The organism is Pseudomonas sp. NIBRBAC000502773 (assembly GCF_006517195.1).
Classification (GTDB): Bacteria; Pseudomonadota; Gammaproteobacteria; order Pseudomonadales; family Pseudomonadaceae; genus Aquipseudomonas; species Aquipseudomonas marginalis.
Genome location: NZ_CP041189.1, coordinates 2421958 through 2447935 on the forward strand (window position 1 = coordinate 2421958; position 25978 = coordinate 2447935).

21 protein-coding genes are annotated in these 25978 nt (G+C 60.7%); 8 read left to right on the plus strand and 13 right to left on the minus strand.

The features are described from left to right. Positions 1 to 51: 51 nt before the first annotated feature. Positions 52 to 549, plus strand: a complete 498-nt coding sequence (locus NIBR502773_RS11125; RefSeq protein ID WP_141156053.1) for a GreA/GreB family elongation factor — start codon at positions 52 to 54, stop codon at positions 547 to 549. On the opposite strand, the gene gdhA is transcribed toward NIBR502773_RS11125, so the two are convergent. After that, positions 546 to 1883 (minus strand): NADP-specific glutamate dehydrogenase, encoded by a 1338-nt coding sequence (gene gdhA, locus NIBR502773_RS11130; protein WP_065938305.1) that lies wholly within the window; start codon positions 1881 to 1883, stop codon positions 546 to 548. The genes NIBR502773_RS11125 and gdhA overlap by 4 nt on opposite strands. A 299-nt stretch (positions 1884 to 2182) precedes the next feature. Continuing rightward, the gene (gene ettA, locus NIBR502773_RS11135; protein WP_065925348.1) at positions 2183 to 3847 is read right to left on the minus strand and encodes an energy-dependent translational throttle protein EttA; all 1665 of its coding nucleotides are present in this window, start codon (positions 3845 to 3847) and stop codon (positions 2183 to 2185) included. A 285-nt stretch (positions 3848 to 4132) separates the two neighbouring features. On the opposite strand from ettA, the gene NIBR502773_RS11140 reads away from it, so the two are divergent. Both NIBR502773_RS11140 and glyA read left to right on the plus strand, forming a co-directional pair. Further along, a complete protein-coding gene (locus NIBR502773_RS11140; protein WP_141156054.1) occupies positions 4133 to 7984 on the plus strand; it encodes a bifunctional diguanylate cyclase/phosphodiesterase in 3852 nt (1283 codons plus the stop codon). A gap of 178 nt (positions 7985 to 8162) precedes the next feature. Then, entirely contained in the window at positions 8163 to 9416 is a 1254-nt protein-coding gene (glyA, locus tag NIBR502773_RS11145; RefSeq protein WP_017528864.1) for a serine hydroxymethyltransferase, read from the plus strand. Positions 9417 to 9540: 124 nt separating this feature from the next. On the opposite strand, the gene yjiA is transcribed toward glyA, so the two are convergent. From yjiA to NIBR502773_RS11160, 3 genes are all read right to left on the minus strand, one after another. Then, positions 9541 to 10500, minus strand: coding sequence for a GTPase (yjiA, locus tag NIBR502773_RS11150; protein WP_131699342.1), 960 nt, complete (start codon positions 10498 to 10500; stop codon positions 9541 to 9543). A gap of 136 nt (positions 10501 to 10636) precedes the next feature. Then, complete coding sequence (locus tag NIBR502773_RS11155; protein ID WP_003176208.1) at positions 10637 to 10834, minus strand: YbdD/YjiX family protein; 198 nt, start codon at positions 10832 to 10834, stop codon at positions 10637 to 10639. Between the two features lie 15 nt (positions 10835 to 10849). Further along, complete coding sequence (locus tag NIBR502773_RS11160; protein WP_027605316.1) at positions 10850 to 12916, minus strand: carbon starvation CstA family protein; 2067 nt, start codon at positions 12914 to 12916, stop codon at positions 10850 to 10852. A 174-nt stretch (positions 12917 to 13090) separates the two neighbouring features. Between NIBR502773_RS11160 and NIBR502773_RS11165 the strand changes: the two genes are divergently transcribed. Then, positions 13091 to 13459: a PilZ domain-containing protein gene (locus NIBR502773_RS11165; protein WP_141156055.1), complete on the plus strand. Its 369-nt coding sequence runs from the start codon at positions 13091 to 13093 to the stop codon at positions 13457 to 13459. A gap of 4 nt (positions 13460 to 13463) precedes the next feature. Here the strand turns inward: NIBR502773_RS11165 and NIBR502773_RS11170 are convergent, their stop codons facing one another. From NIBR502773_RS11170 to katB, 4 genes are read right to left on the minus strand one after another with little or no spacing between them, the layout of a single operon-like run. Then, positions 13464 to 14189 (minus strand): hypothetical protein, encoded by a 726-nt coding sequence (locus NIBR502773_RS11170; protein WP_141156056.1) that lies wholly within the window; start codon positions 14187 to 14189, stop codon positions 13464 to 13466. Positions 14190 to 14205: 16 nt separating this feature from the next. Next, positions 14206 to 15573 carry a DNA repair protein RadA gene (gene radA / locus NIBR502773_RS11175; RefSeq protein WP_024077502.1) on the minus strand — a complete coding sequence of 456 codons (1368 nt, stop codon included), beginning with the start codon at positions 15571 to 15573 and terminating at the stop codon, positions 14206 to 14208. 35 nt (positions 15574 to 15608) lie between these two features. Continuing rightward, entirely contained in the window at positions 15609 to 16148 is a 540-nt protein-coding gene (locus NIBR502773_RS11180; protein ID WP_141156057.1) for an ankyrin repeat domain-containing protein, read from the minus strand. Between the two features lie 54 nt (positions 16149 to 16202). Beyond that, positions 16203 to 17744: a catalase KatB gene (katB, locus tag NIBR502773_RS11185; RefSeq protein ID WP_027605312.1), complete on the minus strand. Its 1542-nt coding sequence runs from the start codon at positions 17742 to 17744 to the stop codon at positions 16203 to 16205. A 287-nt stretch (positions 17745 to 18031) separates the two neighbouring features. On the opposite strand from katB, the gene mscL reads away from it, so the two are divergent. Beyond that, positions 18032 to 18448 (plus strand): large-conductance mechanosensitive channel protein MscL, encoded by a 417-nt coding sequence (gene mscL, locus NIBR502773_RS11190; protein ID WP_115487559.1) that lies wholly within the window; start codon positions 18032 to 18034, stop codon positions 18446 to 18448. 46 nt (positions 18449 to 18494) lie between these two features. On the opposite strand, the gene NIBR502773_RS11195 is transcribed toward mscL, so the two are convergent. Beyond that, positions 18495 to 19271: a ferredoxin--NADP reductase gene (locus NIBR502773_RS11195; RefSeq protein WP_141156058.1), complete on the minus strand. Its 777-nt coding sequence runs from the start codon at positions 19269 to 19271 to the stop codon at positions 18495 to 18497. 380 nt (positions 19272 to 19651) lie between these two features. Between NIBR502773_RS11195 and NIBR502773_RS11200 the strand changes: the two genes are divergently transcribed. Further along, on the plus strand, positions 19652 to 20362 hold the full coding sequence (locus NIBR502773_RS11200) for a LuxR family transcriptional regulator (RefSeq protein ID WP_092488504.1): 711 nt from the start codon (positions 19652 to 19654) through the stop codon (positions 20360 to 20362). Positions 20363 to 20523: 161 nt separating this feature from the next. After that, positions 20524 to 21648, plus strand: coding sequence for a methyltransferase (locus NIBR502773_RS11205; protein ID WP_141156059.1), 1125 nt, complete (start codon positions 20524 to 20526; stop codon positions 21646 to 21648). 81 nt (positions 21649 to 21729) lie between these two features. On the opposite strand, the gene NIBR502773_RS11210 is transcribed toward NIBR502773_RS11205, so the two are convergent. From NIBR502773_RS11210 to NIBR502773_RS11220, 3 genes are read right to left on the minus strand one after another with little or no spacing between them, the layout of a single operon-like run. After that, the gene (locus NIBR502773_RS11210; protein WP_010562540.1) at positions 21730 to 21897 is read right to left on the minus strand and encodes a DUF2474 domain-containing protein; all 168 of its coding nucleotides are present in this window, start codon (positions 21895 to 21897) and stop codon (positions 21730 to 21732) included. Between the two features lie 12 nt (positions 21898 to 21909). Continuing rightward, a complete protein-coding gene (cydB, locus tag NIBR502773_RS11215) occupies positions 21910 to 22917 on the minus strand; it encodes a cytochrome d ubiquinol oxidase subunit II (protein WP_141156060.1) in 1008 nt (335 codons plus the stop codon). A 1-nt stretch (position 22918) separates the two neighbouring features. Then, positions 22919 to 24358: a cytochrome ubiquinol oxidase subunit I gene (locus tag NIBR502773_RS11220; protein ID WP_027605306.1), complete on the minus strand. Its 1440-nt coding sequence runs from the start codon at positions 24356 to 24358 to the stop codon at positions 22919 to 22921. A gap of 318 nt (positions 24359 to 24676) precedes the next feature. Between NIBR502773_RS11220 and NIBR502773_RS11225 the strand changes: the two genes are divergently transcribed. After that, the gene (locus NIBR502773_RS11225) at positions 24677 to 25924 is read left to right on the plus strand and encodes an MFS transporter (protein WP_141156061.1); all 1248 of its coding nucleotides are present in this window, start codon (positions 24677 to 24679) and stop codon (positions 25922 to 25924) included. Positions 25925 to 25978 lie beyond the last annotated feature (54 nt).

The following is a 25978-nucleotide window of genomic DNA, read 5'->3' on the forward strand; positions in this document are numbered from 1 at the left end:
CGAAACTAAAGCGCGGCGAACATGGCCCAAGCTCCATAGAGGGAGAACGTCATGAGCCGAGCTTTTGTAAATGAGGACAACGCCGCCGCCCAGGCCGATCAGCCGGTGGAGCGCCAGGTCAGTGAGCAGCCCAATCGCCTGACCGCCCAGGGGTTGGCGCAATTGCAGGCCAAGGTTGCGCAGCTACAGGCCGCGCACAGCGCCGAGTCTGCCAAGGGCGAACAGGCCGATAAGCAGCGCCAGGCCGACCTTGAGCGGGATTTGCGCTACTTCAACCAGCGCGTGCAGAGCGCCCAGGTGGTAGCGCCCGCTACGTCTACCGACAAGGTGCAGATCGGCAGCTGGGTGACGTTCGCCAATGAGCATGACGAACAGCAGCGCATTCAATTGGTCGGGGAAGACCAGGCCGATGCCGGCGCCGGCCTGATCAACTGGGGCTCGCCCCTGGGCCGTGCCTTGCTGGGCGCCCAGGAGGGTGACGAGGTGCTGTGGAAGCGCCCCGTCGGCGATCAGTTGATCGAAGTGCTGCGCATCGAGGCCGAGGCTTAGACGATGCCCTGGGCCAGCATCGCGTCGGCAACTTTGACGAAGCCCGCAATGTTCGCGCCCTTCACGTAGTTGATCCGACCGTTCTCTTCGCCGTAGTGCACGCAGGCATGGTGGATCGACTGCATGATGTTGTGCAGCTTGCTGTCCACTTCACCGGCGGTCCACAACAGGCGCATGGCGTTCTGCGACATCTCCAGGCCGCTCACGGCGACGCCGCCGGCATTCGATGCCTTGCCCGGCGCAAACAGGATGCCCGCCTCGATAAAGATATCCACAGCCTCAAGGGTGGTCGGCATGTTGGCGCCTTCGGCCACGCAGATGCAGCCGTTGCGCAGCAGCGTGCGCGCCGCTTCGGCGTCGAGTTCGTTCTGGGTAGCGCATGGCAGGGCAATGTCGCAGGCCAGCTCCCAAGGGGTCTTACCGGCGCGGAACTCCAGGCCGTAACGGCCGGCCAGTTCGCTGATGCGCCCGCGCTGCACGTTTTTCAGCTCCAGCAGCGCCGACCATTGTTCCTCGGTCAAGCCGCTTTCGGCGTAGAGCGTGCCTTCGGAGTCGGACAGGGAAATCACCTTGCCGCCCAGGTCCATGACCTTGCGCGCCGCGTATTGGGCAACGTTGCCGGAGCCGGAGACCGCGACACGCTTGCCTTCCACTCGCAGGCCGTCGCGCTTGAGCATTTCTTCGGCGAAGTACACACACCCGAACCCAGTGGCTTCCGGGCGGATCAGGCTGCCGCCGTAGGTCATGCCCTTGCCGGTGAGCACGGAGGTGAATTGGTTGCTCAGGCGCTTGTACTGGCCGAACAGGAAGCCAATCTCACGGGCGCCCACGCCGATGTCGCCGGCCGGCACGTCCACGTCTGCGCCAATATGGCGGTACAACTCGCTCATGAACGCCTGGCAGAAGCGCATGACTTCGGCATCGCTCTTGCCTTTGGGATCAAAATCCGAGCCGCCCTTGCCGCCGCCCATGGGCAGCGAGGTCAGGGAATTCTTGAAGGTCTGCTCGAAGGCGAGGAACTTCAGCACCCCCAGGTTTACCGACGGATGGAAACGCAGGCCGCCCTTGTAGGGGCCGATGGCGCTGTTCATCTGGATACGAAAGCCGCGGTTGACCTGGACCTTGCCGTGATCATCCACCCACGACACCCGAAAGGTAATCGCACGCTCCGGCTCGCAGATACGCTCCAGAATGCCCGAGGCCAGGTAGTGGGGATTGGCTTCAAGAAACGGCCACAGGCTGCGTAGGACTTCTTCTACGGCCTGGTGGAATTCCGGCTGGTCAGGGTCGCGTTTTTTCAGGCGGGCAAGGAAGGATTCGACGGATTCGATCATGAGAAGTCTCGGCAAATTGATTGTTTTTAAATGAGATTGAGCCGGACTTTATCAATTCATGCCGCACCGCGACAGGGCAAAATGTCGCTTTTGTGAATTTAAATGGTGCATTAGATATAAATAAACCCAGGAAAAAAGGATTTATCGCACTTAAAAGGGGATTGCCAAGACAGGCTATGCACCAGCAGGGAAAAAGCTATCGGGGGCAAGCCCCCTCCCACTTTTGATCGGTGTGGGTCAGGAAAAATGTACAAAAAAAAACGGAGTCCGAGGACTCCGCTTTTTTCACACCAGCCGGATCAGGCCAGTTTTTTGTGGCGCACACGGTGCGGCTGGGCAGCCGCTTCGCCCAAACGCTTTTTACGGTCCGCTTCGTACTCGGTGTAGTTGCCTTCGAAGAACACCGCTTGCGAGTCGTCTTCGTACGCCAGGATGTGGGTCGCGACGCGGTCAAGGAACCACCGATCGTGAGAGATCACAATGGCGGCGCCCGGGAAGTCCAGCAGGGCTTCTTCCAGGGAACGCAGGGTTTCAACGTCGAGGTCGTTGGACGGTTCGTCGAGCAGCAGGACGTTGCCGCCCTCTTTCAGGGTCAGGGCCAGGTGCAAGCGACCGCGCTCACCACCGGACAGGTCCTTGACGAACTTCTGCTGGTCGCCGCCCTTGAAGTTGAAACGGCCGACGTAGGTGCGCGACGGGATTTCATAGTTGCCGATGCGGATCTGGTCGGAACCGTCGGAAATTTGCTGGAACACAGTCTTGCTGCCATCCAGGTCTTCGCGGCTCTGGTCCACACAGGCCAGTTGCACGGTTTCACCGATTTCGATGCTGCCCGAATCCGGCGTTTCCTTGCCCATCAGCATGCGGAACAGGGTGGATTTACCCGCACCGTTACCACCAATGACGCCGACGATCGCGCCTTTTGGCATGGAGAACGACAGGTTGTCGATCAGCACGCGGTCGCCATAGCCTTTGCACACGTTCTTGAACTCGATGACCTTGTCACCCAGGCGCGGGCCGGCCGGGATGTAGATCTCGTTGGTTTCGCTGCGCTTCTGGAATTCCTGCGACTGCATTTCTTCGAAGCGTTGCAGACGTGCCTTGGATTTGGACTGGCGGGCCTTGGCGCCTTTGCGCACCCACTCCAGTTCTTCCTTCATGGCTTTTTCGTGGGCCGATTGCTGCTTGGATTCGGCGGCCAGACGGTCGGACTTGGCTTCCAGCCAACCGGAGTAGTTGCCCTCGTAAGGGATACCGGCGCCACGGTCGAGCTCGAGGATCCAGCCGGCAACGTTGTCGAGGAAGTAGCGGTCGTGCGTGATCGCAACCACGGTGCCAGGGAAATCGTGCAGGAAGTGCTCCAGCCAGGCGACGGAGTCGGCGTCCAGGTGGTTGGTCGGTTCGTCGAGCAGCAGCATGTCGGGGGCCGACAGCAGCAGGCGGCACAGGGCCACGCGGCGTTTTTCACCACCGGACAGGAATTCGACCTTGGCGTCCCACGCCGGCAGGCGCAGTGCATCGGCGGCGACTTCCAGCTGGCGCTCCAGGTTGTGACCGTCGCCGGCCTGCAGGATGGCTTCGAGCTTGGCTTGTTCAGCGGCCAGCTTGTCGAAGTCGGCGTCCGGTTCGGCGTAGGCGGCGTAGACCTCGTCCAGGCGAGCCTGGGCGTCCTTGATCACGCTGACAGCTTCTTCGACCACTTCACGCACGGTCTTGGTCGGGTCCAGGATCGGCTCCTGGGGCAGGTAACCGATGTTCAGTTCCGGCATCGGGCGGGCTTCGCCTTCGAACTCGGTGTCGACGCCGGCCATGATTTTCAGCAGCGTGGACTTACCCGAACCGTTGAGGCCGAGCACGCCGATCTTGGCGCCGGGGAAGAAGGACAGCGAAATGTTTTTCAGGATTTCCCGCTTCGGAGGGACAACTTTTCCCAGCCGATGCATGGTGAAGACGTATTGAGCCATGGTGAACCTAGCGTCAGTGACTGATGAATTAAGCGGGCGAAGCCCGTGCCAGGCCATGCGCCGCGCGGGCCGTTGACTATCATCAATGCCAGCGAGCGGAAAAAGCCTGAATGTCTGGGGCTGGAACGCCCCCGCGTAACCGGCAAAGCTACCTGAATGCGCTTGGTCAGTCCAGCCAAGCGGGGCTGGCACTTTGCCACAAGTCAAGGCATGCTAGCCGCCCTTCGGGCGTCCGGCTTATAGTGCACGTCGCGCGCCAGTCCAGCCAAACCGCAGGATCACAGCTTGTCCAAAGTCACGCCGCCAACGCCCTTGCGCGCCGCTCATGTAGCGCCGGGAACGCCCCTGCACGGCACCCTCAAAGGCGCATTGGCGACGCTTGTCCTCCTGCTGCTCGCATTATTGTTCTGGCAACTGCTGGACCAGTTGCAGCAAAACCAGAAAAACCAACAGCAATACACCATCGACTACAGTGCCGACCTGGCTGAACAAATCAGCCTGAACATGGCCCTGAGCGCAAAAATTGCCCTGAACCTGCTACCGATGGTCGAGCCGCCGCGCGACATCGAACAGCAGCAGGCCTTGACGCGCACGTTGCAGCGCTCGCTGCCGGAACTGCGCAGTATCGCCCTGCTGGCGCCCAGCGGCGCGATGATCAGCGACAGCGCCAATGACAGCCAGGACAGCGCCTGGCTGGAAGAGTTGGTGCAGCGCAGCCACGGCCAACCCTACTACCTGAGCAATAACAACGACGGCACCCTCATCTATCTGCTGCTGCACCAGCCCAGCGGCGGCTCAAGGATGTACTGGGCGCTGCGCCTGGCACCCGATTACCTGGTCAACCTGACCCGCCAGGACAGCCAGGGCCAACGGCCGATGTGGGCCATCGAGAACCGCCTGAACCACCGGGTGGTCAGCCGTGACAGCGGAATGCCGGCGCAATGGACCGGTGCCCTGACCCCGGATGACCTGAATAAAAGCGTGCTGGTCACGCCCCTGAGCAAAAGCGACTGGCAATTGCGCGGGATGTTCGACCGCGCAGCCGTGCTGGAACAACTGCTGCCGGCGTTTATCGGTAAATGCCTGCTGGGCCTGGCCTTCTCGCTGATCCCCGTGATCGTGTTGCTGAATATGCGTCGCCGCCAGCGCCAGGTGCATGAAGGCCGGCGTCGGTATCAGGATATTTTCGAAGGCACCGGCGTCGCCCTGTGCGTACTTGACCTGTCGGGCCTGAATGCATTCTTTGGCAAGGTGCACTTGCAGACCCGCGAGCAACTGCACGCCTGGCTGCAAACCTCCCCCGAGGAATGCCGGCAGTTGCTCACCGAACTGCGCATCACCGAGATCAACCAGGTGGCGGTGAGCCTGCTCAGAGTGGGCTCCTGCGAGGAAGCGTGGGAGCGGCTGATCGATGATTGCCCGCGCAATACCACGTCCATCGGGCATCAGATACTCGAAGCGGTCCTGACCCAACAGAATCAGCTTGAGTTGGAAATCCAGCTCAAGGATGTGGCCGGCAACGAACAGTACCTTTGGATGGTGATGCGCCTGCCGGAGCAGCAGGACGACTTCAAGGCGGTGATCCTCAGCATCAGCGACATCACCAGCCGCAAGCTTATCGAGCTGTCGCTGGTGGAACGCGAAAGCTTCTGGTCGGACGTGGTGCGTACCGTGCCCGACCACTTGTATGTGCAGGACGTGATCAGCCAGCGCATGATCTTCAGCAACCACCATCTGGGCCACACCCTCGGCTATACCAAGGCCGAACTGCAGCAAATGGGCGAGTATTTCTGGGAAATCCTGCTGCACCCCGAAGACGCCGAACATTACCACGATTTGCGCCAGCAGCAACGCCAGGCCGGCTACGCGACGCAGTTGCACTGCCAGTTGCGCTTTCGCCATCGCAACAACCAATGGCGGCGCTTTGATATCCGCGAGCAGGCCCTGGCGCGGGACAAATCGGCGCAAGTCACGCGTATCATCGGTGTGGCCAAGGACATCACCGACCAGATCGAAGCCAGCGAGTCCCTGCGCGACAGCGAAAAGCGCTACCGCATGCTGGCCGAAAGCATCAGCGACGTGATCTGCTCCACCGACAGCCAACTGGCCCTCAACTACATCAGCCCGTCGGTCAACGCCGTGCTGGGTTACGACGTGGACTGGGTATTCAAGAACGGCTGGCAGTCGATCATCGCCAACCCCCAGCAACTGACCGGCATCTATAGCTTGCTGGAACAGGTCAGCCGGGCGCTGGGCGATCCCGACGCGCTGAACAGACTCCGCGATCAAGTGCAGACCCAATTGTTCCTGTTCGACTGCCTGCGCGCCGACGGCCGCAAGGTGCCGATCGAGCTGCGCCTGGTGCTGGTGTGGGATGAGCACGGGGCCTTCGAAGGTGTCCTCGGCGTGGGCCGCGATATCAGCCAGCAACGCCGCGCGGAAAAAGACCTGCGCATGGCCGCCACCGTATTCGAACACTCCACGTCGGCGATCCTGATCACCGACCCGGCCGGTTATATCGTGCAGGCCAACGAGGCGTTCAGCCGGGTCAGCGGTTATGCGGTGAGTGACGTACTCGACCAGTTGCCGAACATGCTCACCGTCGACGAACAACAGGAAGCCCACCTGCGCTACGTGCTCAAGCAATTGCACCAGCACAGCACCTGGGAAGGCGAAGTGTGGCTCAAGCGCCGTAACGGCGAGCACTACCCGGCCTGGGTCGGCATTACGGCGGTGTTCGACGACGAAGGCGACCTGGCGAGTTATGTGTGTTTCTTCAGTGATATCAGCGAACGCAAGGCCAGCGAACAGCGCATCCACCGTCTGGCCTACTACGACGCCCTGACCCACCTGCCCAACCGCACGCTGTTCCAGGACCGCCTGCACACCGCGCTGCAATCAGCCGAACGGCAGAAGTCGTGGGTGGTGCTGATGTTCCTTGACCTTGACCGTTTCAAGCCGATCAACGACTCCCTGGGCCACGCGGCCGGCGACCGCATGCTCAAGGAAATGGCGACCCGCCTGCTCGGCTGCGTGGCCGAAGACGACACCGTGGCACGCATGGGCGGCGACGAGTTCACGTTGCTGCTGCAACCGCGGGTCAACCGCGAGATGGCGCTGAACCGCGCGATCCATGTGGCCGAGCAGATCCTCGCCAGCCTGGTGAAGCCCTTCGTGCTGGAGGGTCGCGAGTTCTTTGTGACCGCCAGTATCGGCATCGCACTCAGCCCCCAGGACGGCAACGAGCTGAGCCAGCTGATGAAAAACGCCGACACCGCGATGTATCACGCCAAGGAACGCGGCAAGAACAACTTCCAGTTCTACCAAGCCGATATGAACGCCAGCGCCCTGGAACGCCTGGAACTGGAGAGCGACCTGCGCCACGCCCTGGAGCAGGACGAATTCGTGCTCTATTACCAGCCGCAGTTCAGCGGCGACGGCAAACGCCTGACCGGTGCCGAGGCGTTGCTGCGCTGGCGCCACCCACGCCGTGGACTGGTGCCGCCGGGGGACTTCATTCCGGTGCTCGAAGAGCTGGGCCTGGTGGTGGACGTGGGCGACTGGGTGATCAGCGAAGCCTGTCGCCAGCTCAAGACCTGGCACCAGAACAAGGTGCGGGTGCCGAAAGTCTCGGTGAACATCTCTGCGCGGCAGTTCTCCGACGGCCAACTGGGCACGCGCATCGCCACCATCCTCAAGGACACCGGCCTGCCGCCGGCGTGCCTGGAACTGGAGCTGACCGAAAGTATCCTGATGCGCGAAGTCAACGAAGCCATGCACATCCTCGACAGCCTGAAAAACCTGGGCCTGAGCATCGCGGTGGATGACTTCGGCACCGGTTATTCGTCCCTCAACTACCTCAAGCAATTCCCCATCGACGTGCTGAAAATCGACCGCACCTTCGTCGATGGCCTGCCCTCCGGCGAACAGGATGCACAAATCGCCCGCGCCATTATCGCCATGGCCCACAGCCTCAACCTGGCGGTGATTGCCGAAGGTGTGGAAACCCATGAGCAGCTGGACTTCCTGCGCGAGCATGGTTGCGACGAGGTGCAGGGGTATCTATTCGGGCGGCCGATGCCGGCACATCGGTTCGAGGCGCAGTTCAGCAATGATGCGCTGTTCATGTTCGATTGAAATGTTGTGGTAAGGCTTATGGCCTCATCGGGGGCAAGCCCCCGATGAGGCCGGCACAGTCACCGCCCATCTCGAGATGAGCCCCACTTGTCCGCGACATGATGTCCTTTCATATGCCATCTAAAACCCATTGGGTTAGAATGCCCTCCTTTTCTGCCCCCGATCCTTGAGGACCGCCATGTTCAGCCGTGATTTGACTATTGCCAAGTACGACGCCGATCTCTTCGCCGCCATGGAGCAAGAAGCCGTGCGCCAGGAAGAGCACATTGAGCTGATCGCTTCGGAAAACTACACCAGCCCTGCGGTGATGGAGGCTCAAGGTTCGGTTCTGACCAACAAGTACGCCGAAGGCTACCCAGGCAAGCGCTACTACGGTGGCTGCGAGTACGTCGACGTGGTTGAGCAACTGGCCATCGACCGTGCAAAAGAACTGTTCGGCGCCGATTACGCCAACGTCCAGCCACACGCCGGCTCCCAAGCCAACAGCGCCGTGTACCTGGCCCTGCTGCAAGGCGGCGACACCATCCTGGGCATGAGCCTGGCCCACGGTGGTCACCTGACCCACGGCGCCAGCGTTTCCTCCTCCGGCAAGCTGTACAACGCCGTTCAGTACGGTATCGATGCCAACGGCCTGATCGACTACGACGAAGTCGAGCGCCTGGCGGTCGAGCACAAGCCAAAAATGATCGTGGCTGGTTTCTCTGCCTACTCGCAGATCCTCGACTTCCCACGCTTCCGCGCCATCGCCGACAAGGTGGGCGCCTACCTGTTCGTCGACATGGCTCACGTAGCCGGTCTGGTCGCCGCTGGCGTCTACCCGAACCCGGTACCTTTCGCTGACGTGGTGACCACCACCACCCACAAGACCCTGCGCGGTCCACGTGGCGGCCTGATCCTGGCGCGCGCCAACGCCGAGATCGAGAAAAAGCTGAACTCCGCCGTATTCCCGGGCGCCCAGGGCGGCCCACTGGAGCACGTGATCGCTGCCAAGGCGATCTGCTTCAAGGAAGCCCTGCAGCCTGAGTTCAAGACCTACCAGCAACAAGTGGTGAAAAACGCCAAGGCCATGGCCGGCGTGTTCATCGAGCGCGGCTTTGACGTGGTGTCCGGCGGTACTGAAAACCACCTGTTCCTGCTGTCCCTGATCAAGCAGGACATTTCCGGTAAAGATGCTGACGCTGCCCTGGGCAAAGCCTTCATCACCGTGAACAAAAACTCCGTGCCGAACGACCCACGTTCGCCGTTCGTCACCTCCGGCCTGCGCTTCGGCACCCCGGCTGTGACCACTCGTGGCTTCAAGGAAGCAGAGTGCAAGGAACTGGCCGGCTGGATCTGCGACATCCTGGCGGACCTGAACAACGAAGCCGTGATCGACGCGGTACGTGAGAAGGTCAAGGCCATCTGCAAGAAGCTGCCGGTATACGGCGCTTGATTGCAGTTGCTTGACTGAGAAGCCCGGCTCTTGAGCCGGGCTTTTTTATGCCTGGTCTCCAACTTGAAATGAGATCAACTGTGGGAGGGGGCTTGCCCCCTCCCACAGTTGACTGCATTACACGTCAAGGTTGGTAGACCTTGGCAAAGCCTTCGCGGATTTTATCTTCCGGCAATTCATCGGCAATAAACACGATCACACTCTCCCGCGCCTCACCCTCGGCCCATTCGGTATCCCAGTCGAAACCATAGAGCTTGAGCACGCCCTGGAACACCATGCGACGGTCTTCGCCGGCAATATTGAGTACGCCCTTGTAGCGCAGCAGCTGCTTGCCATGGTCTTCCAGCAGTTCGTTCATGAACTCACTGAGCCGGTCGATATCCAGCGGCTGGTCGGTGCGCAGCACCAGGCTGGAAATACGGTCGATGGACGGCGCCTTGCTCACCGGGCGCAGGCTCATGCCGGCGTTGAGATTGAAGCCGCGCACATCGAGCAGTTCGGCCAGATCAATCTTGCCGTGCTCAACCACGCGAATCGGCGCGCGGCGGTTGATGCGTGTGAGGCGTTCACTGAGTGCTTCGAAGGTAGCGTCATCCACCAGGTCACGCTTGCTCACCAGCAGCCGGTCGGCGAAACCGATCTGTGCCTGGGCGATGGTCTGGGTCAGGTGATGCTCGGCGTGGGCGGCGTCCACCAGGGTAATGATGCCGTCGAGGATGTAACGCTCGCGCAGTTCTTCATCAATGAAAAAGGTCTGGGCCACCGGCGCCGGGTCGGCCAGGCCGGTGCACTCGATCACCAGGCGGTCAAAGGCGATCTCACCACTGTCCAGGCGCTCGAGCAGCAGATACAGGGCCTTGGTCAGGTCGGTGTGGATGGTGCAGCACACGCAGCCGTTGGACAGGGTCATGACTTGCACCGGTTCTTCGCCCAGCAATTGGGTGTCGATACCGGCGTCGCTGAATTCGTTTTCGATCACGGCAATTTTCAGCCCGTGCTCGGCCTTGAGCAGATGGCGCAGCAAGGTGGTCTTGCCCGCGCCGAGGAAGCCGCTGAGAACGGTGACTGGAATGGGAGAGGACAAAAGAAATTCTCCTTAAAGGAACACAGAAACAAATGTGGGAGGGGGCTTGCCCCCGATAGCAGTGTGTCAGGCACTGATCTGTCACTGACACACCGCTATCGGGGGCAAGCCCCCTCCCACAGGGCGTTGCGTTAAATCAACAGCACTTGGGCCCACCCTTGCCGCCGTAACGGGCCTCCTGGCGTTCCCGGAAGAACGCCTTGTAGTCCATCATCGGCTTGTCCGGGTGCTTGGTTTGCATATGCTCGACGTACGTGTCGTAGTCGGGCATGCCGACCATCAGGCGCGCGGCCTGACCGAGGTATTTACCGAGGCGACTGATGTCATTGAACATGCTTGCAATCCTCGATTATGCGTCCGGTACTGCCTGGAACGGGGCTTCTTTATCCGTACGCTCTTTGTTGCCCCAGGCGGCGACGCCGACCTTGAGCGCATAGAACAGGATGCTGAACACCACGAACAGGAACAGCACAGTCAGCGTTGCGTTGGTGTAGGCGTTCCAGATCACGTGCTGCATCTGGTCCACGCTCTTGGCCGGGGCCAGGATCTGGCCGTTTGCCAGGGCATCACTGTACTTCTTCGCCAGCGACAGGAAGCCGATCGCCGGGTTGGCGTCGAACAACTTGATGAAGCCCGCGGTGGTGGTGCATATCAGCAGCCAGACCGCCGGCAGCATGGTCACCCAGATGTAGCGCTGGCGCTTCATTTTGATCAGCACAACGGTGGCGAGCATCAGCGCGATACCGGCCAGCATCTGGTTGGAGATACCGAACAGCGGCCACAAGGTGTTGATACCGCCCAGCGGGTCGATCACGCCCTGGTACAGCAGGTAACCCCACATGGCGACGCAACCGGCGGTCGCGATCAGGTTGGCGGTCCAGGACTCGGTGCGCTTGAGCGCCGGTACGAAGGAGCCAAGCAAGTCCTGAAGCATGAAGCGACCGGCACGGGTGCCCGCATCGACGGCAGTCAGGATAAACAGCGCTTCGAACAGGATCGCAAAGTGGTACCAGAACGCCATGGTGTTTTCACCCGGCAGCACACTGTGCAGGATCTGCGCGATACCCACCGCCAACGTCGGCGCACCACCGGCACGCGCGAGGATGGTGGTTTCACCGATGTCATGGGCCACCGCCGACAGCGCCTCGGGGGTAATTGCAAAACCCCAGCTGCTGACGGTTTGTGCCACGGTCACCACGTCGGTGCCGACGATTGCCGCCGGGCTGTTCATGGCGAAGTACACGCCTGGCTCGATCACCGAAGCGGCAACCATCGCCATGATAGCCACGAAGGACTCCATCAGCATGCCGCCGTAACCGATGTAACGGGCGTGGCTTTCATTGGCCAGCAGCTTGGGCGTGGTGCCCGAGGAAATCAGCGCGTGGAAGCCCGAGACCGCGCCACAGGCAATGGTGATGAACAGGAACGGGAACAGGCCGCCCTTCCATACCGGGCCGGTACCGTCGATGAACTGGGTCAGCGCCGGCATTTTCAGGTCGGGCATGGTCACCAGGATGCCAATCGCCAGGGCGATGATGGTGCCGATTTTCAAGAAGGTAGAGAGGTAGTCACGTGGCGCGAGGATCAGCCACACCGGCAGTACCGCCGCCACGAAACCGTAGCCGATCAGCATCCAGGTGATCTGGATCCCGGTGAAGGTGAAGGCCTTGGCCCAGACCGGATCAGCGGCGATCTGCCCGCCCAGCCAGATCGAACCGAGCAGCAACAGCACGCCGATGATGGAGATTTCACCGATACGGCCCGGGCGGATGTAGCGCATGTAGATACCCATGAACATCGCAATCGGGATGGTCGCCATCACCGTGAAGATGCCCCATGGGCTCTCGGCCAGGGCCTTGACCACGATCAGCGCCAGCACCGCGAGGATGATGATCATGATCAGGAAGCAGCCGAACAGCGCGATGGTCCCCGGGATACGCCCCATCTCTTCGCGAACCATGTCGCCCAGGGAACGGCCATTACGACGGGTGGACAGGAACAGGACCATGAAGTCCTGCACCGCACCGGCCAGCACCACGCCGGCAATCAGCCAGAGCGTGCCGGGCAGGTAGCCCATTTGCGCCGCCAGTACCGGGCCGACCAGGGGGCCTGCACCGGCAATTGCCGCAAAGTGGTGACCGAAAAGGATGTGTTTGTTGGTCGGCACATAGTCCAGACCGTCATTGTTGAGCACTGCGGGGGTGGCCCGCCGTGGATCGAGTTGCATCACATTATTAGCGATGAACAGGCTGTAGTAGCGATAAGCGACCAGATAGATGGCCACGGCAGCGACCACGATCCACAAGGCGTTGATCGCCTCGCCTCGGCGCAAGGCCACTACGCCCAGGGCGCACGCTCCTACGATTGCCAACACCAGCCAGGGTAGGTGGCGTAGCAGGCTATTATTATTTTTCATTTTTATATTCCAGCCAGGGTGGACAGAAAGGACAGCCATCCGGAGTTTAGCGCTACTGGCCTTAAAGGCCACCCCCCTACGTTGGTCTAGAGCCTTGCAGAGGCAAAAAAAGCAGAAAAAACCACCCGATGATGGCGCAGGGCTACAATCCTTTTATCCACAGAGGGTTTCACCATGACCGAGCAAGCGTCTGATCGCCGTCGTTTTCGCCGGATCGCCTTTGATGCCAAGACCGAACTTCGGCAAACCGGCCAGGAGTGGCCCGTGCAATTGGTGGATTTGTCGCTGAAGGGCTTGCTGGTGCAAAAGCCCGCCCCCTGGAAGGGGAATAAAGCCCTGCCGTTCGACGTCGACATACGCCTGGACCCCAAGGCTCATATAAAGATGCGAGTGCATCTGACCCACGAAGCGGATGGCCAGCTGGGATTTGTGTGCACAGACATCGATCTGGAATCGATCAGCCACTTGCGGCGGCTGATCGAGTTGAACCTGGGCGACCAGGAAGAGCTGGAGCGGGAGCTGGGCGCGTTGCTGGAGGTGTAAGGGCTCAGGGAAACGCCGTACGTGCGGGAAATTCGCTTTCCATGTCCCAGTAGCCCTTCTTCTGACTTGAGGCGCCGTGCCACTGCCCGTCGACAAACCGATAAGTCTGATAACGGGTGGCAAAGTCATCCTCACCGTCGCCGTCCATAAATGACGACACCTGCAGCAGTTCGTCCGAGCCGCCACTGGTTGGCGTTACGATCTTCCACGCCGCCTTGCCCGTATGCGCCAGGGTCAACGCCTGGACTTTGCCGTCGGCGCCCTGGTAACCCAGCGGTTTGAGTTGCTGCTTGCCAGGCAGCAACAGCTGCGTGGCAGGCCCGCTGTAGCTGCCCATGGGGGCGGTCTGGTCAATGGTCAAAAAATACACAGGTTCGGGCAGCCCTTTGATCGGGGCTTTCTCGACCTCGGCCAACGGGTAGCCGAGGTCTTCGTGGGCTATCACCTCGCCAGAGGCCGATACCCACCGCACCTGGGCTTCGAGCAGCGGGTTGTCGACCAAATCGCCGGGCTCGTCGAACGAGTCTTCATCCAGCCCACTGCCCCAACTGTCCTTGTGCAGCTGGACGCTGATGCGTTGGTCTTCGAGCACCTGCAACACACTGCCGTCCTGTGTCACCAGCGTTTGCGCCAGGCGATAGCCCGTTGGCAGCTCAGCCCAGGCCATGGCGGGCAAGCCGGCCAAGGTGATAAACAGAGCGACGACGCCCCAGCGGTTTGATCGTTGCATCGTGTCCATCCCTGAGTTATTCGAAAAGTGCATCCAACGCCTGTTCCAGGCGCGTGACCCCAATCACCTGCAATCCTGGCGGCATTTCCTTCGGCGCATTGCCCTTTGGCACGATCGCGCGTTTGAAGCCGTGTTTGGCCGCTTCCTTCAAGCGTTCCTGACCGCTCGGCACCGGGCGCACTTCGCCCGACAGGCCCACTTCACCGAATACCAGCAGGTCGTGGGGCAATGGCCGGTTACGCAGGCTGGACATCACCGCCGCCATCAACGCCAGGTCGGACGCGGTTTCCAGCACCTTGACCCCGCCCACCACGTTGAGGAACACGTCCTGGTCATGGGTCGGGATGCCGCCGTGACGGTGCAGCACCGCCAACAGCATCGCCAGGCGGTTTTGATCCAGGCCCAGCGTGACGCGGCGTGGGTTGGCCAGATGGCTGTCATCCACCAGCGCCTGGACTTCCACCAGCATCGGCCGGGTGCCTTCCCACGTCGCCATGACCACGCTGCCTGGAACTTCTTCCTGGGCGCGGGTCAGGAAAATCGCCGAGGGGTTGGAGACTTCCTTCAGCCCCCGGTCGGTCATGGCGAACACACCCAGTTCGTTCACCGCGCCGAAGCGGTTCTTCACCGCCCGCAGCAAGCGCAAGCGGCCATCGGACTCGCCTTCGAAATACAGCACGGTATCGACCATATGCTCCAGCACCCGTGGCCCGGCCAGCGCGCCCTCTTTGGTCACATGGCCGACCAGGAAGATCGCCGTGCCGCTCTGCTTGGCGTAACGCACCAGCAACGCCGCACTCTCGCGCACCTGGGACACGCCGCCCGGCGCCGATTGCAGTTGTTCGGTGAAAATCGTCTGGATCGAGTCGATCACCATGACCTTGGGTTTTTCGATCCGGGCCGTGGCAATGATGCTTTCGATGCAGGTTTCGGTCATGACCCGCAGTTGGTCCTGGGGCAGGCCCAGACGGCGGGCACGCATGGCCACCTGTTGCTGGGATTCTTCGCCGGTGACGTACAGCGCCGGCATGCGGCTGGCGATGCTGCACAGGGTTTGCAGCAGAATCGTCGATTTGCCGATGCCCGGGTCACCGCCGATCAACACCACCGAACCATCCACCAGACCGCCACCCAGCACCCGATCCAGCTCACCGGAGGCCGTCGAGAAACGCGGGATCTCTTCAACGCTGACTTCCGCCAGAGTCTTGATCTGCGCCTGCTGCCCGGTCCAGCCGGCGCGGCCGGTGGGGGCCGAGGCGCCGCCGCTTTCGATCATGGTTTCAGTCAGGGTATTCCACGCACCACACTCGGTGCATTGGCCGGCCCACTTGGGAAAGGTCGCGCCGCACTCCGTGCAGCCGTACATGCGCTTGGCCTTTGCCATTTGAGAACCTCCAACCGAAAAACCGCGATGATAGCTCAGCGCGACGCCGGGGTCCGGATTTCACCGCTGGCCAATCGTGAAGCACTGTTGCCGACCGGGTCTTGGGCGTTGAGATCGGCGCCCTTGGCCTTGAGTTCGTCGAGCAACTCGAGGCGCTTGAACAGGCCGGCGTACATGGCCGCCGTTTGACCGGCACCGTTACGTTGGTCGGGGTTGCAGTCGGTGGCCAGCAGGCGCTGGGCAATGCTCAACTCACCCTTGAAGATCGCCCCCATCAACGCGGTGTTGCCACGTTTGTCCTGCACACAGGCGTCGGCACCGGCGGCGAGCAAACGCTCCACATAAGCGCTTTCGCCGTGGTAGGCGGCGAGGATCAGCGCGGTGTAGCCCTTGTCGTCCTGGGTGTTGAGGGGGAAGCCGGCGTCGATGAAGGTGTTGAGCATGTCGAGGTCGCCACGGCGGGCGGCGTCGAAGTAATAGTCCTGGAGCTGCGCCTTGAGCGCGACCGGGTCGGGCGACTCGGCATGGGCGACAAAGGCCAGCATGGTCATCAGTAAACCGATAGAAATACGCATGGGTTCTCTCCTGCCAGAGGTCGACGCCCGGGAGGGCGTCGACCGAAACCAACGTCAGTCAGTGAGTTTTTCGGCCAGCGCCTTCACGCGCGCCAGGTCACCCTTGGCGACCTTGGCCACGCCGGTGCCGTATTCCGGATCGGCCTTGTAGAGGAACGACAGGATGATGTGCTTGCTCTCGTCATCGGTAGTGGCCAATGAGCCGCCGAAATTGTCGATCAAGTCCTGGCGCTCTTTCGGGCTGTAGGAGCGATACAGATCGCCGGCCTGCTTGAAGTTCTGCTCACGCTGGATCTTCGCCTGCTGGGTGCTGCCCGACAGCGCCGTCTGGCTGTAGCGCGCGGTTTGCGGCTCTTCACGGTTTTCCAGGCGGCTTGGCTGGTAGTTCACGCCACTGGTGGTCTTGCCAAAGTTCAGCGCGCCGTCCTGGTTACCGTTGTTGACGGTGACCCGTGGGGCGTTGATCGGCAATTGCAGGGCATTGGCGCCCAGGCGATACATCTGCGTGTCGGCATACGAGAACACCCGGCCTTGCAGGAGGCGGTCTTCCGACGGCTCGATGCCCGGTACCAGGTTGGCCGGGGCCATGGCCACTTGTTCGGTTTCCTGGAAGACATTTGCCGGGTTGCGGTTCAGCACCATCTGCCCGACTTTGCGCTCGGGTACATTCGGCCAGATCTTGGTAGCGTCAAGCGGGTCGAAATCAAACTTGGCCAAGTCTTCCGGCTTGAGTACCTGCACATACAGGTCCCACTTGGGGAAGTCGCCCTTGTTGATATGGGTGACCAAGTCATTGGTCATATGGCTGTAGTCACGCCCCTGCACTTCGGTAACTTGCTTGGGATCAAGGTTCTTGATGCCTTGCAGGCTCTTCCAGTGAAACTTGACGTAGTGCACTTCACCCTTGGCGTTGATCAACTTGTAGGCATGTACGCCATTGCCGTCCATTTCCCGATAACTGGCCGGAGTACCGGAGTCGGAATACAACTCGGTAAGTGTGCGAGTGGCCTCGGGAACATGGGAGAAGAAGTCGAAGCGACGGGAGTCATCATCCAGGTTAGTGCGCGGGTCCGGCTTGAAGGCGTGGACCATGTCGGGGAACTTGATGGCATCGCGGATAAAGAACGTCGGGAAGTTATTACCCACCAAGTCCCAGTTGCCATCGGCGGTATAGAACTTGGTGGCGAAGCCGCGCGGGTCACGCAGGGTTTCCGGGGAATGATTGCCGTGCACCACGGCCGAGAAGCGCACAAACACCGGGGTCGTTTCGCCAGCGGCAAAGACCTTGGCCTTGGTCAGGTCGCTGAGGTTATCGGTGACGGTGAAGGTGCCATGGGCGCCGGTACCGCGGGCATGCACCACGCGCTCGGGGATGCGCTCACGGTCGAAGCGCTGCAGTTTCTGGATCAGTTGCACGTCCTGCAGCAGCACCGGGCCGTTGGCGCCGGCGGTTTGCGAGTTCTGGTTGTCGCCGACGGCGGCACCGTTGTCACGGGTCAGGTTGGCGGCTTGTACAGAGAGGGAAAGCAGGCTGGCGGTCGCCAGTACCAGCACATGACGCGCCAATACCGGGCCGCGATTCATTGGATTCTTCATCAAGGTTTCCTCTGGTTTTTTTAGTGCACATTCAGTTGTGCTTGCCAGAGGCTAGTGACCCGCGAGTCAGAAGATAAATAGAAAAACACCACCAGGGCGATTAAGAAAATAATGTGGTAAGCCGCTGAAATGGCGCGTATTTCGCGCGCGACTGGTGGCACTTTGCAAACTATTTGCGATTTAATGTGTCGATAAAAACTGACAGTGTTAGCAGCTGTATCAGGCAAGCCGGTTACGACTGACTTACACTGAGCGGCACCCTTCTCATCTGTAACAAGGAATAACCTATGGGCGTGATCAGTGAGTTCAAGGCCTTCGCGGTCAAAGGTAATGTGGTCGACATGGCCGTCGGTATCATCATCGGCGCCGCCTTCGGCAAAATTGTTTCCTCGTTTGTAGGCGATGTGGTGATGCCGCCCATTGGTCTGCTGATCGGTGGCGTGGACTTTGGTGACCTGGCGATTACGCTCAAGGCGGCACAGGGCGATGTGCCTGCCGTGGTGCTGGCGTACGGCAAGTTCATCCAGAGCGTGATCGACTTTGTGATCGTCGCGTTCGCGATCTTCATGGGCGTCAAGGCCATCAACCGCCTCAAGCGCGAAGAAGCCGTGGCGCCGAGCCTGCCACCGACACCGAGCAAGGAAGAAGTGCTGCTGGGCGAGATTCGCGACCTGCTCAAGGCACAGAACGACAGGCAGCTTTAACCCATACCGGCTTGGAAAAAAGGCGCCTCCTTGAGGCGCCTTTTCATTACCAGTAGTTTTCCACCGCCACCTGCCCTGGCCGGCGGCTAAGGCTCAGTTGCATGTCGCGCTGCTTGAGCAACTGGCGAGTGTCATCCACCATCTGCGGGTTGCCGCAAATCAGCACGCGGGAGTGTTCCGGGGTCAGCTCGACGCCGGCAGCACGCTCCAATTCTCCGTTTTCGATCGAGGTGGTAATACGCCCACTTAACGCCCCCGGATAATCCTCTCGGGTCACGATGGGGATGTAGGTCAGTTTGTGCGCATATTCTGCCAGGTACTCCCGCTCGCCCAACCCCTTGATCAGCGACTGGTACGCCAGCTCCCGGGCTTCCCGCGCGCTGTATACCAGGATGATGCGCTCGAATTTCTCCCAGACTTCGAAGTCCTGCAGGATCGACAAAAACGGTGCCACCCCGGTGCCGGTGCCTAACATCCACAAGTCCCGGCCATCGACGAAACGGTTCAGGGTCAGGAACCCGGTAGCCTGGCGCTCCACCATCAAGGTATCGCCCACCCGCAATCGGCTGAGTTCACTGGTGAATTCACCGCCTGGGACAACAATCGAGAAAAAGTCCAAGTGTTCATCAAACGGCGAGGACACCACGGAATAGGCGCGCCACACCGTGCTGCCATCCGCCTTGCTGACCCCCAGGCGCACGAACTGACCGGCGGTAAACCGGAACCCTGGGTCACGGGTGGTTCGCAGGGTAAACAGGCTGGGGGTCAGGGATTGCACATCGAGCAAGGTCTGGCGGGTAAATTTCTCAGCACTGGCCGTCATGGGGGACTCCGTTCTACAGGTGCCCTAGTGTCCCTCAAACTCGAGCCCGGAAACACCTCTGGTTGGTAGTGGCATTATATAGGCACAAAATAATGGCAACCTAATATCAACTCTGATCAATTTGCTATTAGCTCCTTTATCCGCGCTACAAGCACGCTCTAAGTTGATCCGCTACAGCTGCTTCAACTGACTAAAAAATCGAAAAAAACCACTAAGCCCCTTAGCTAAGCCCGCCGCGACCTTAGAGAAAATTTCTTAAACGCTGCCCTGCAAGAGCGAAAATTTTGTCTCGCGATGTAGCTCATGTCCTACACTAATTTCCGTGCAGTGGGAGTTCAGGACGTATCCCATGTCATGCGGAAACCCATGGAGAGTTACCAATGGTCAACTGGCGCAATACCCGACTTCCCAAACTGGAGGGCGAGAGCGAGGTTACTACCCTTTTCGAGATGGCTGTCAACCACACCTACGCACTCGGCTTTCAATACTGTTCTTTCACGATGAGCTCTCAACTACCTAACAACCAAACGAAACCTGTTCGCCTCAACAACTATCCAGATGAATGGAACAAACTGTATAACCAGGCCCACTTCTTTGACGCTGATCCCGTGGTGGAACATTGCAAACGTTGTGTACTGCCCCTTGTCTGGGAAGAAAAAATCTTTAAAGACTCACCCAACCTGTGGTCTTTAGCTCAATCCTTTGGTGTGCATTTGGGATGGACCCAAGCCGTGCATGATTTCCAGGGTGTGTTCAGCATGCTGACCCTGGGTCGCAGTGCGGGTGAAGTGACCCCGCAGGAGCTTTATGAAAAAGCCGGCCAGGTCCTGTGGCTGTGCCATGCGATGCATGCGGTAGTCGCGAAGACTTACGCACACAAGCCCAGCATTAACCCTGCAAACAAATTAACCCCGCGCGAAACCGAAATCCTCAAGTGGTCAGCCATGGGCAAGACCGCTGCGGACATCGCCGTCATCCTGTGCCTGTCCGAACGCACCGTGGGCTTTCATATCTGCAGTTGCTTCAAAAAACTGGGGGTCAATAACAAGATCGCCGCCGTGCTCTGCGCTTCGAAAGCGGGGTTGTTTTAATCAGCGTTGAAACACCGCATGTAATCCCTCTGGAAAAAAAGTAACATTTACGACCCATTCTGAGTGTTGGGCTGTTCCCACGGGGTGCCGCCCGCTGTTCACTCAGACGGTTCCGCAGCCGACTGCCGAACACCCATCGATGACCCAGAGCCTCCCTCGCCATGCCCCTGCTCGACAGCCCCTTCGCCCAGCTCGATCTGATCCGCCAGCCAGAGCAACATAACGATCCGCTGCAAGCCTTCGACGCCGCCGACGAGTACCTGCTCAGCTACCTGGCTGAACAGCAACCGAGCGCTGCGACCCGCGTGCTGGTGCTCAATGACAGCTTCGGCGCCCTGGCTGCGAGCCTGGAAGGCCGGGTGCAGGTGACCTCCAGCGGCGACTCGTTCCTGGCCGCCCTGGGCCTGGATAAAAACCTGGTGCGCAATGGCAAGGCCTTTGACGCCGTGCCGTTCATCCCCGCCAGCGAGGTGCCCAGCGGGCCGTTCGACCGGGTGCTGATCCGCGTCCCCAAGACCCTGGCATTGCTGGAAGAACAACTGATCCGCCTGCAAGGCCAACTCGCGCAGGGCGCCGAAGTGATTGCCGCAGCCATGGTCAAGCACCTGCCCCGGGCGGCCGGTGAGTTGCTGGAGCGCTATATCGGGCCAATGCATGCCTCCCTGGCGGTGAAGAAGGCGCGGTTGCTGATTGCGACACTGGCCGACCGCCCCGCGGCGGTCTCGCCCTACCCGACGCGCTACACCCTCGACGCGCCGGCCATCGAACTGCTCAACCATGCCAACGTGTTCTGCCGTGAAGGCCTGGACATCGGCACCCGCGCCTTCCTGCCGCACCTGCCCAATAACCTGGGCAGTGCCCGCGTGGCGGACCTGGGTTGCGGCAACGGCGTATTGGCGATTGCCAGCGCACTGCAAAACCCCGAAGCCCGGTACACCTTGGTGGACGAGTCCTACATGGCCGTGCAATCGGCCCTTGAGAACTGGCAAGCCGCCCTCGGTGAGCGGGAGGTGACAGTACGCGCCGGGGACGGCCTCGCAGGCCAGGAGCCGGATTCCCTCGACGTGGTGCTGTGCAATCCGCCGTTCCACCAGCAGCAGGTGGTCGGCGACTTCCTGGCCTGGCGTATGTTCCAGCAGGCGCGGGAGGCGCTGGTGGTCGGCGGCGCCCTGTATATCGTCGGCAACCGTCACCTGGGTTATCACAGCAAGTTGGCGCGCTTGTTCCGTGGCGTAGAGCAGGTCGCTGCCACGCCCAAGTTCGTGATTCTCAAAGCACGCAAATAAAAAAGCCCTGCCCTTCCAAAAGAAGAGCAGGGCTTGCCCTCAAGTTAACAGGCAGCGGGCCGCGAAGCCCGGATCGGGATGTCAGTGGGTGGTCAGGCCGGCCGCATTCATGAACATGCGCATCAGGCTGGCCACCACGAACAGGGCCAGCACACTGCCGGTCCAGATCATCGCCAGCCAGCCGAGGCGCCGCCACAGCGGCTGTTTCTCGGCCTGTTCAATCTCGTGCAACGTAGGTTTGCCGGACATGCAACGACCCTCCTAGTGATAGCCGTCTTCGTGGGTGACCTTGCCGCGGAACACGTAGTAGCTCCAGAAGGTGTAGCCCAGGATGAACGGGATGATGAACAAGGTGCCCACCAGCATGAAGCCCTGGCTCTGCGGCGGCGCAGCGGCATCCCAGATCGACACCGAGGGCGGGATGATATTCGGCCACAGGCTGATCCCCAGGCCGCTGTAGCCGAGGAAGATCAACACCAGCGTCAGCAGGAACGGCGTGTAGTGGGCATTACGCGCCACGGCGCGGATCAAGCCGTACATGGTCACCAGCACCAGGATCGGCACCGGCAGGAACCAGAACAGGTTCGGCAGGGTGAACCAGCGCGAGGCGATTTCCGGGTGCGACAGCGGCGTCCAGAGACTCACGATGCCGATCACGGCCAGCACCACGAAGGCCAATGGCCGCGCCAGGTTGTGCATCTTCTCCTGCAACGGGCCTTCGGTTTTCATGATCAGCCAGGTGCAACCCAGCAAGGCATAGGCCACGATCAGCGCCACGCCGCAGAACATCGTGAACGGCGTGAGCCAGTCCAGCGAGCCGCCGGCAAACTGGCGATTGACCACCGGAATCCCATCGATAAACGCGCCCAGCGCGACGCCCTGGAAGAACGTGGCCGTCAGCGAACCGCCGATAAACGCCTTGTCCCACAGGTGACGCTTGTGGTCCTTGGCCTTGAAGCGGAACTCGAAAGCCACGCCACGAAAGATCAGCCCCACCAGCATCAGGATCAGCGGCAGGTATAGCGCCGACAACACCACCGAATAGGCCAGCGGGAACGCGCCGAACAACGCCGCGCCGCCCAGCACCAGCCAGGTTTCGTTACCGTCCCAGACCGGGGCCACGGTGTTCATCATCACGTCACGGTCGGTCTTGCCCGGAATAAACGGGAAGAGAATGCCGATACCCAGGTCGAAGCCGTCCATGACCACGTACATCATGATGCCGAAGATGATGATCACGGCCCAGATCAGCGGAAGATCAATACCCATCTCAATTCCCCTTGTGCTGGATGTGGGCGTGGTCGTCATCGCTGCCATCATCGGCGGCGGACAACGGACGGGCCGGTGTGCGTTTCTGGCCAGGACCACCGTGGGTCGGTTCCGTGCCTTCGTGGGTCACCGGGCCTTTGCGCACCAGGCGCATCATGTAGCCCAGGCCGGCGCCAAACAGCGCGAAGTACACCACCACGAACAACACCAGGGTGATCGTCATCTGCGCCAGGCTATGCCCGGAAGAAGCATCCGCCGTGCGCATCAACCCGTAGACCACCCACGGCTGACGGCCGATTTCGGTGGTGAACCAACCGGCGAGAATCGCGATCAGCCCAGACGGCCCCATCCACAGCGCCAGGTACAGGAACGGCCTGGACGTGTACATTTTGTCGCCCCGGCGCAGCCAGAGGCTGAACAGGCCGGTGAAGATCATCAGGAACCCCAGGCCGACCATGACCCGGAACGACCAGAATACGATGGTCGAATTCGGCCGGTCTTCCGGCGGGAATTCCTTGAGCGCCGGCACCTGTTTGTCCAGGGAGTGGGTCAGGATCAGGCTGCCCAGGTACGGAATCTCCACGGCGTATTTGGTTTTTTCCGCTTTCATGTCGGGCCAGCCAAACAGGATCAGCGGGGTTGGCTCATTGCCTTTGTTTTCCCAGTGGCCTTCAATCGCGGCGATTTTCGCCGGCTGATGCTCGAGGGTGTTGAGGCCATGGAAGTCGCCGATCACCGCCTGGATAGGCGCCACGATCAGGGCCATCCACATCGCCATCGACAACATCTTGCGGATGGCCGGGTTGTCCTTGCCGCGCAGCAAGTGCCAGGCCGCCGAGGAACCGACGAAGAACGCGGTGGCCACGAACGCCGCTGTCGCCATGTGCATCAGGCGGTAAGGGAACGACGGGTTGAAGATCACCGCCAGCCAATCGGTAGGAATCACGCGGCCGTCGATGATTTCAAAGCCTTGCGGCGTCTGCATCCAGCTGTTGGACGCCAGGATCCAGAAGGTCGAGATCAACGTACCGACGGCCACCATCACGGTGGAGAAGAAGTGCAGCTTGCGCCCCACCTTGTTCCAGCCGAACAGCATCACGCCGAGGAAACCGGCTTCCAGGAAGAAGGCCGTAAGCACTTCGTACGTCAGAAGCGGCCCGGTCACGGCGCCGGCGAAGTCCGAGAAGCGGCTCCAGTTGGTGCCGAACTGGTAGGCCATGACCAGACCGGAGACCACGCCCATGCCGAAGTTGACGGCAAAGATCTTCGACCAGAAATGGTAGAGGTCACGGTAGGTATCGTTATGGGTCTTGAGCCACAAGCCCTCCAGTACCGCGAGGTAACTGGCCAGGCCGATGGTGATCGCCGGGAACAGGATGTGGAATGAGATGGTGAACGCGAACTGAATTCGGGCGAGATCTAGCGCCTCCAAACCGAACATAAGTCTTCCTCTGTCAGGTAATACCGGCTGCTGGCGGGAGCCTGCACCCACTGCCCCCACGGATATGGAGTCTGGCGAATTTCAATTCGTTTCTTTTTTTAACCAGCCACGCAGGGAATCGGGCCTTGCGGCCACCAGAACAAATTCTGAAATGACTTTGATCTGGGTCAATCACAGTGAAAAGAGTAGTCCCATTTTCGCGGCTGGCCTGTGTGGTCTTTTGCCGCGTGACAGCTTGCCTCAGCCTTCTTCTCGCAACTAATTGTTACAGCTTGATGCTAATCTGCCTCTTCCCTCCGGCCTTGACCTGAATTTCCGATGCCCAGTGAACCCACGTTGCTGTTACGTCACCACCGCCCTTTCATCGCGTTCTGGCTGGCACGGATCTTCACCGCCAGCGGCTTCCAGATGCTTACCGTGGCCATTGGCTGGAACCTCTACCAACTCACCGGTAACGTGCTCGACCTGGGGCTGGTCGGTCTGGTGGAGTTCGTGCCGCGCGTGCTGTTCATGCTGCACACCGGGCATGTGGCCGACCGCTATGAGCGACGCAAAGTCGCGGCCATCTGCCAGACCGTGCAGGCGCTGATTGCCCTTTCCCTGGCCATCGGCGGCCTCACCGGCAACGTGACCCGCGAGATGATCTTTATCCTCGCCTTCCTGCTCGGCGCCGCGCGCTCGTTTGAAATGCCCACCACCCAGGCCCTGCTACCAAGCATCGTGCCCAGTGCGCTGTTCCCGCGTGCGGTGGCCTCGTCGCAGTCGGCCCAGCAACTGGCAACCATCGTCGCCCCGGCCCTCGGTGGTTTGCTATACGCCTTCGGCAGCGTCTGGGTGTATGGGCCCACGGTGGCGCTGTACCTGATTGCCTGTGTACTGACCCTCAACCTGCCCGCCCGCCAGACCCCGCTCAACAAGAGCAAGGCCACCCTCGATTCACTGCTCGCCGGCATCCGCTTTATCCGCAGCCGCCCGGACATCCTCGGGGCGATTTCCCTCGACCTGTTCGCCGTGCTGCTGGGCGGCGCCACCGCGTTGCTGCCGGTATTCGCCAAGGACATCCTGCTGACCGGCGCCTGGGGCCTGGGCCTGTTGCGCTCGGCGCCGGCGGTGGGCGCGTTGTTGATGTCGTTGTGGCTGGCGCGCTTTTCGGTAGATCGGCAGGTCGGCCGGGTGATGTTCACCGCCGTCGGCGTATTCGGCGTGGCGACCATCGCCTTCGGCCTGTCCACCTCGTTCTGGTTTTCCCTGGCGGTGCTGGTGGTGCTGGGCGCGGCGGACATGATCAGCATGGTGATCCGTGCGTCCTTCGTGCAGTTGGAGACGCCGGATGAAATGCGCGGGCGGGTGAGTGCGGTCAATGGTCTGTTTATCGGTGCGTCCAACCAACTGGGCGAGTTCGAATCGGGGATTACCGCCCATTGGTTCGGCACCGTGCCCGCCGTGGTCATGGGCGGCATCGGTACGCTGGTGGTGACCGGAGTGTGGATCAAACTGTTCCCGACCCTGGCGAATCGGGATCGTATGCATGTGCCGGTAGATGAAAGCATCAAGCCCGCTGCATGATCCAATGTGGGAGGGGCTTGTTCCCTCCCACATTTGGATCTTCAGTGTTTGCTG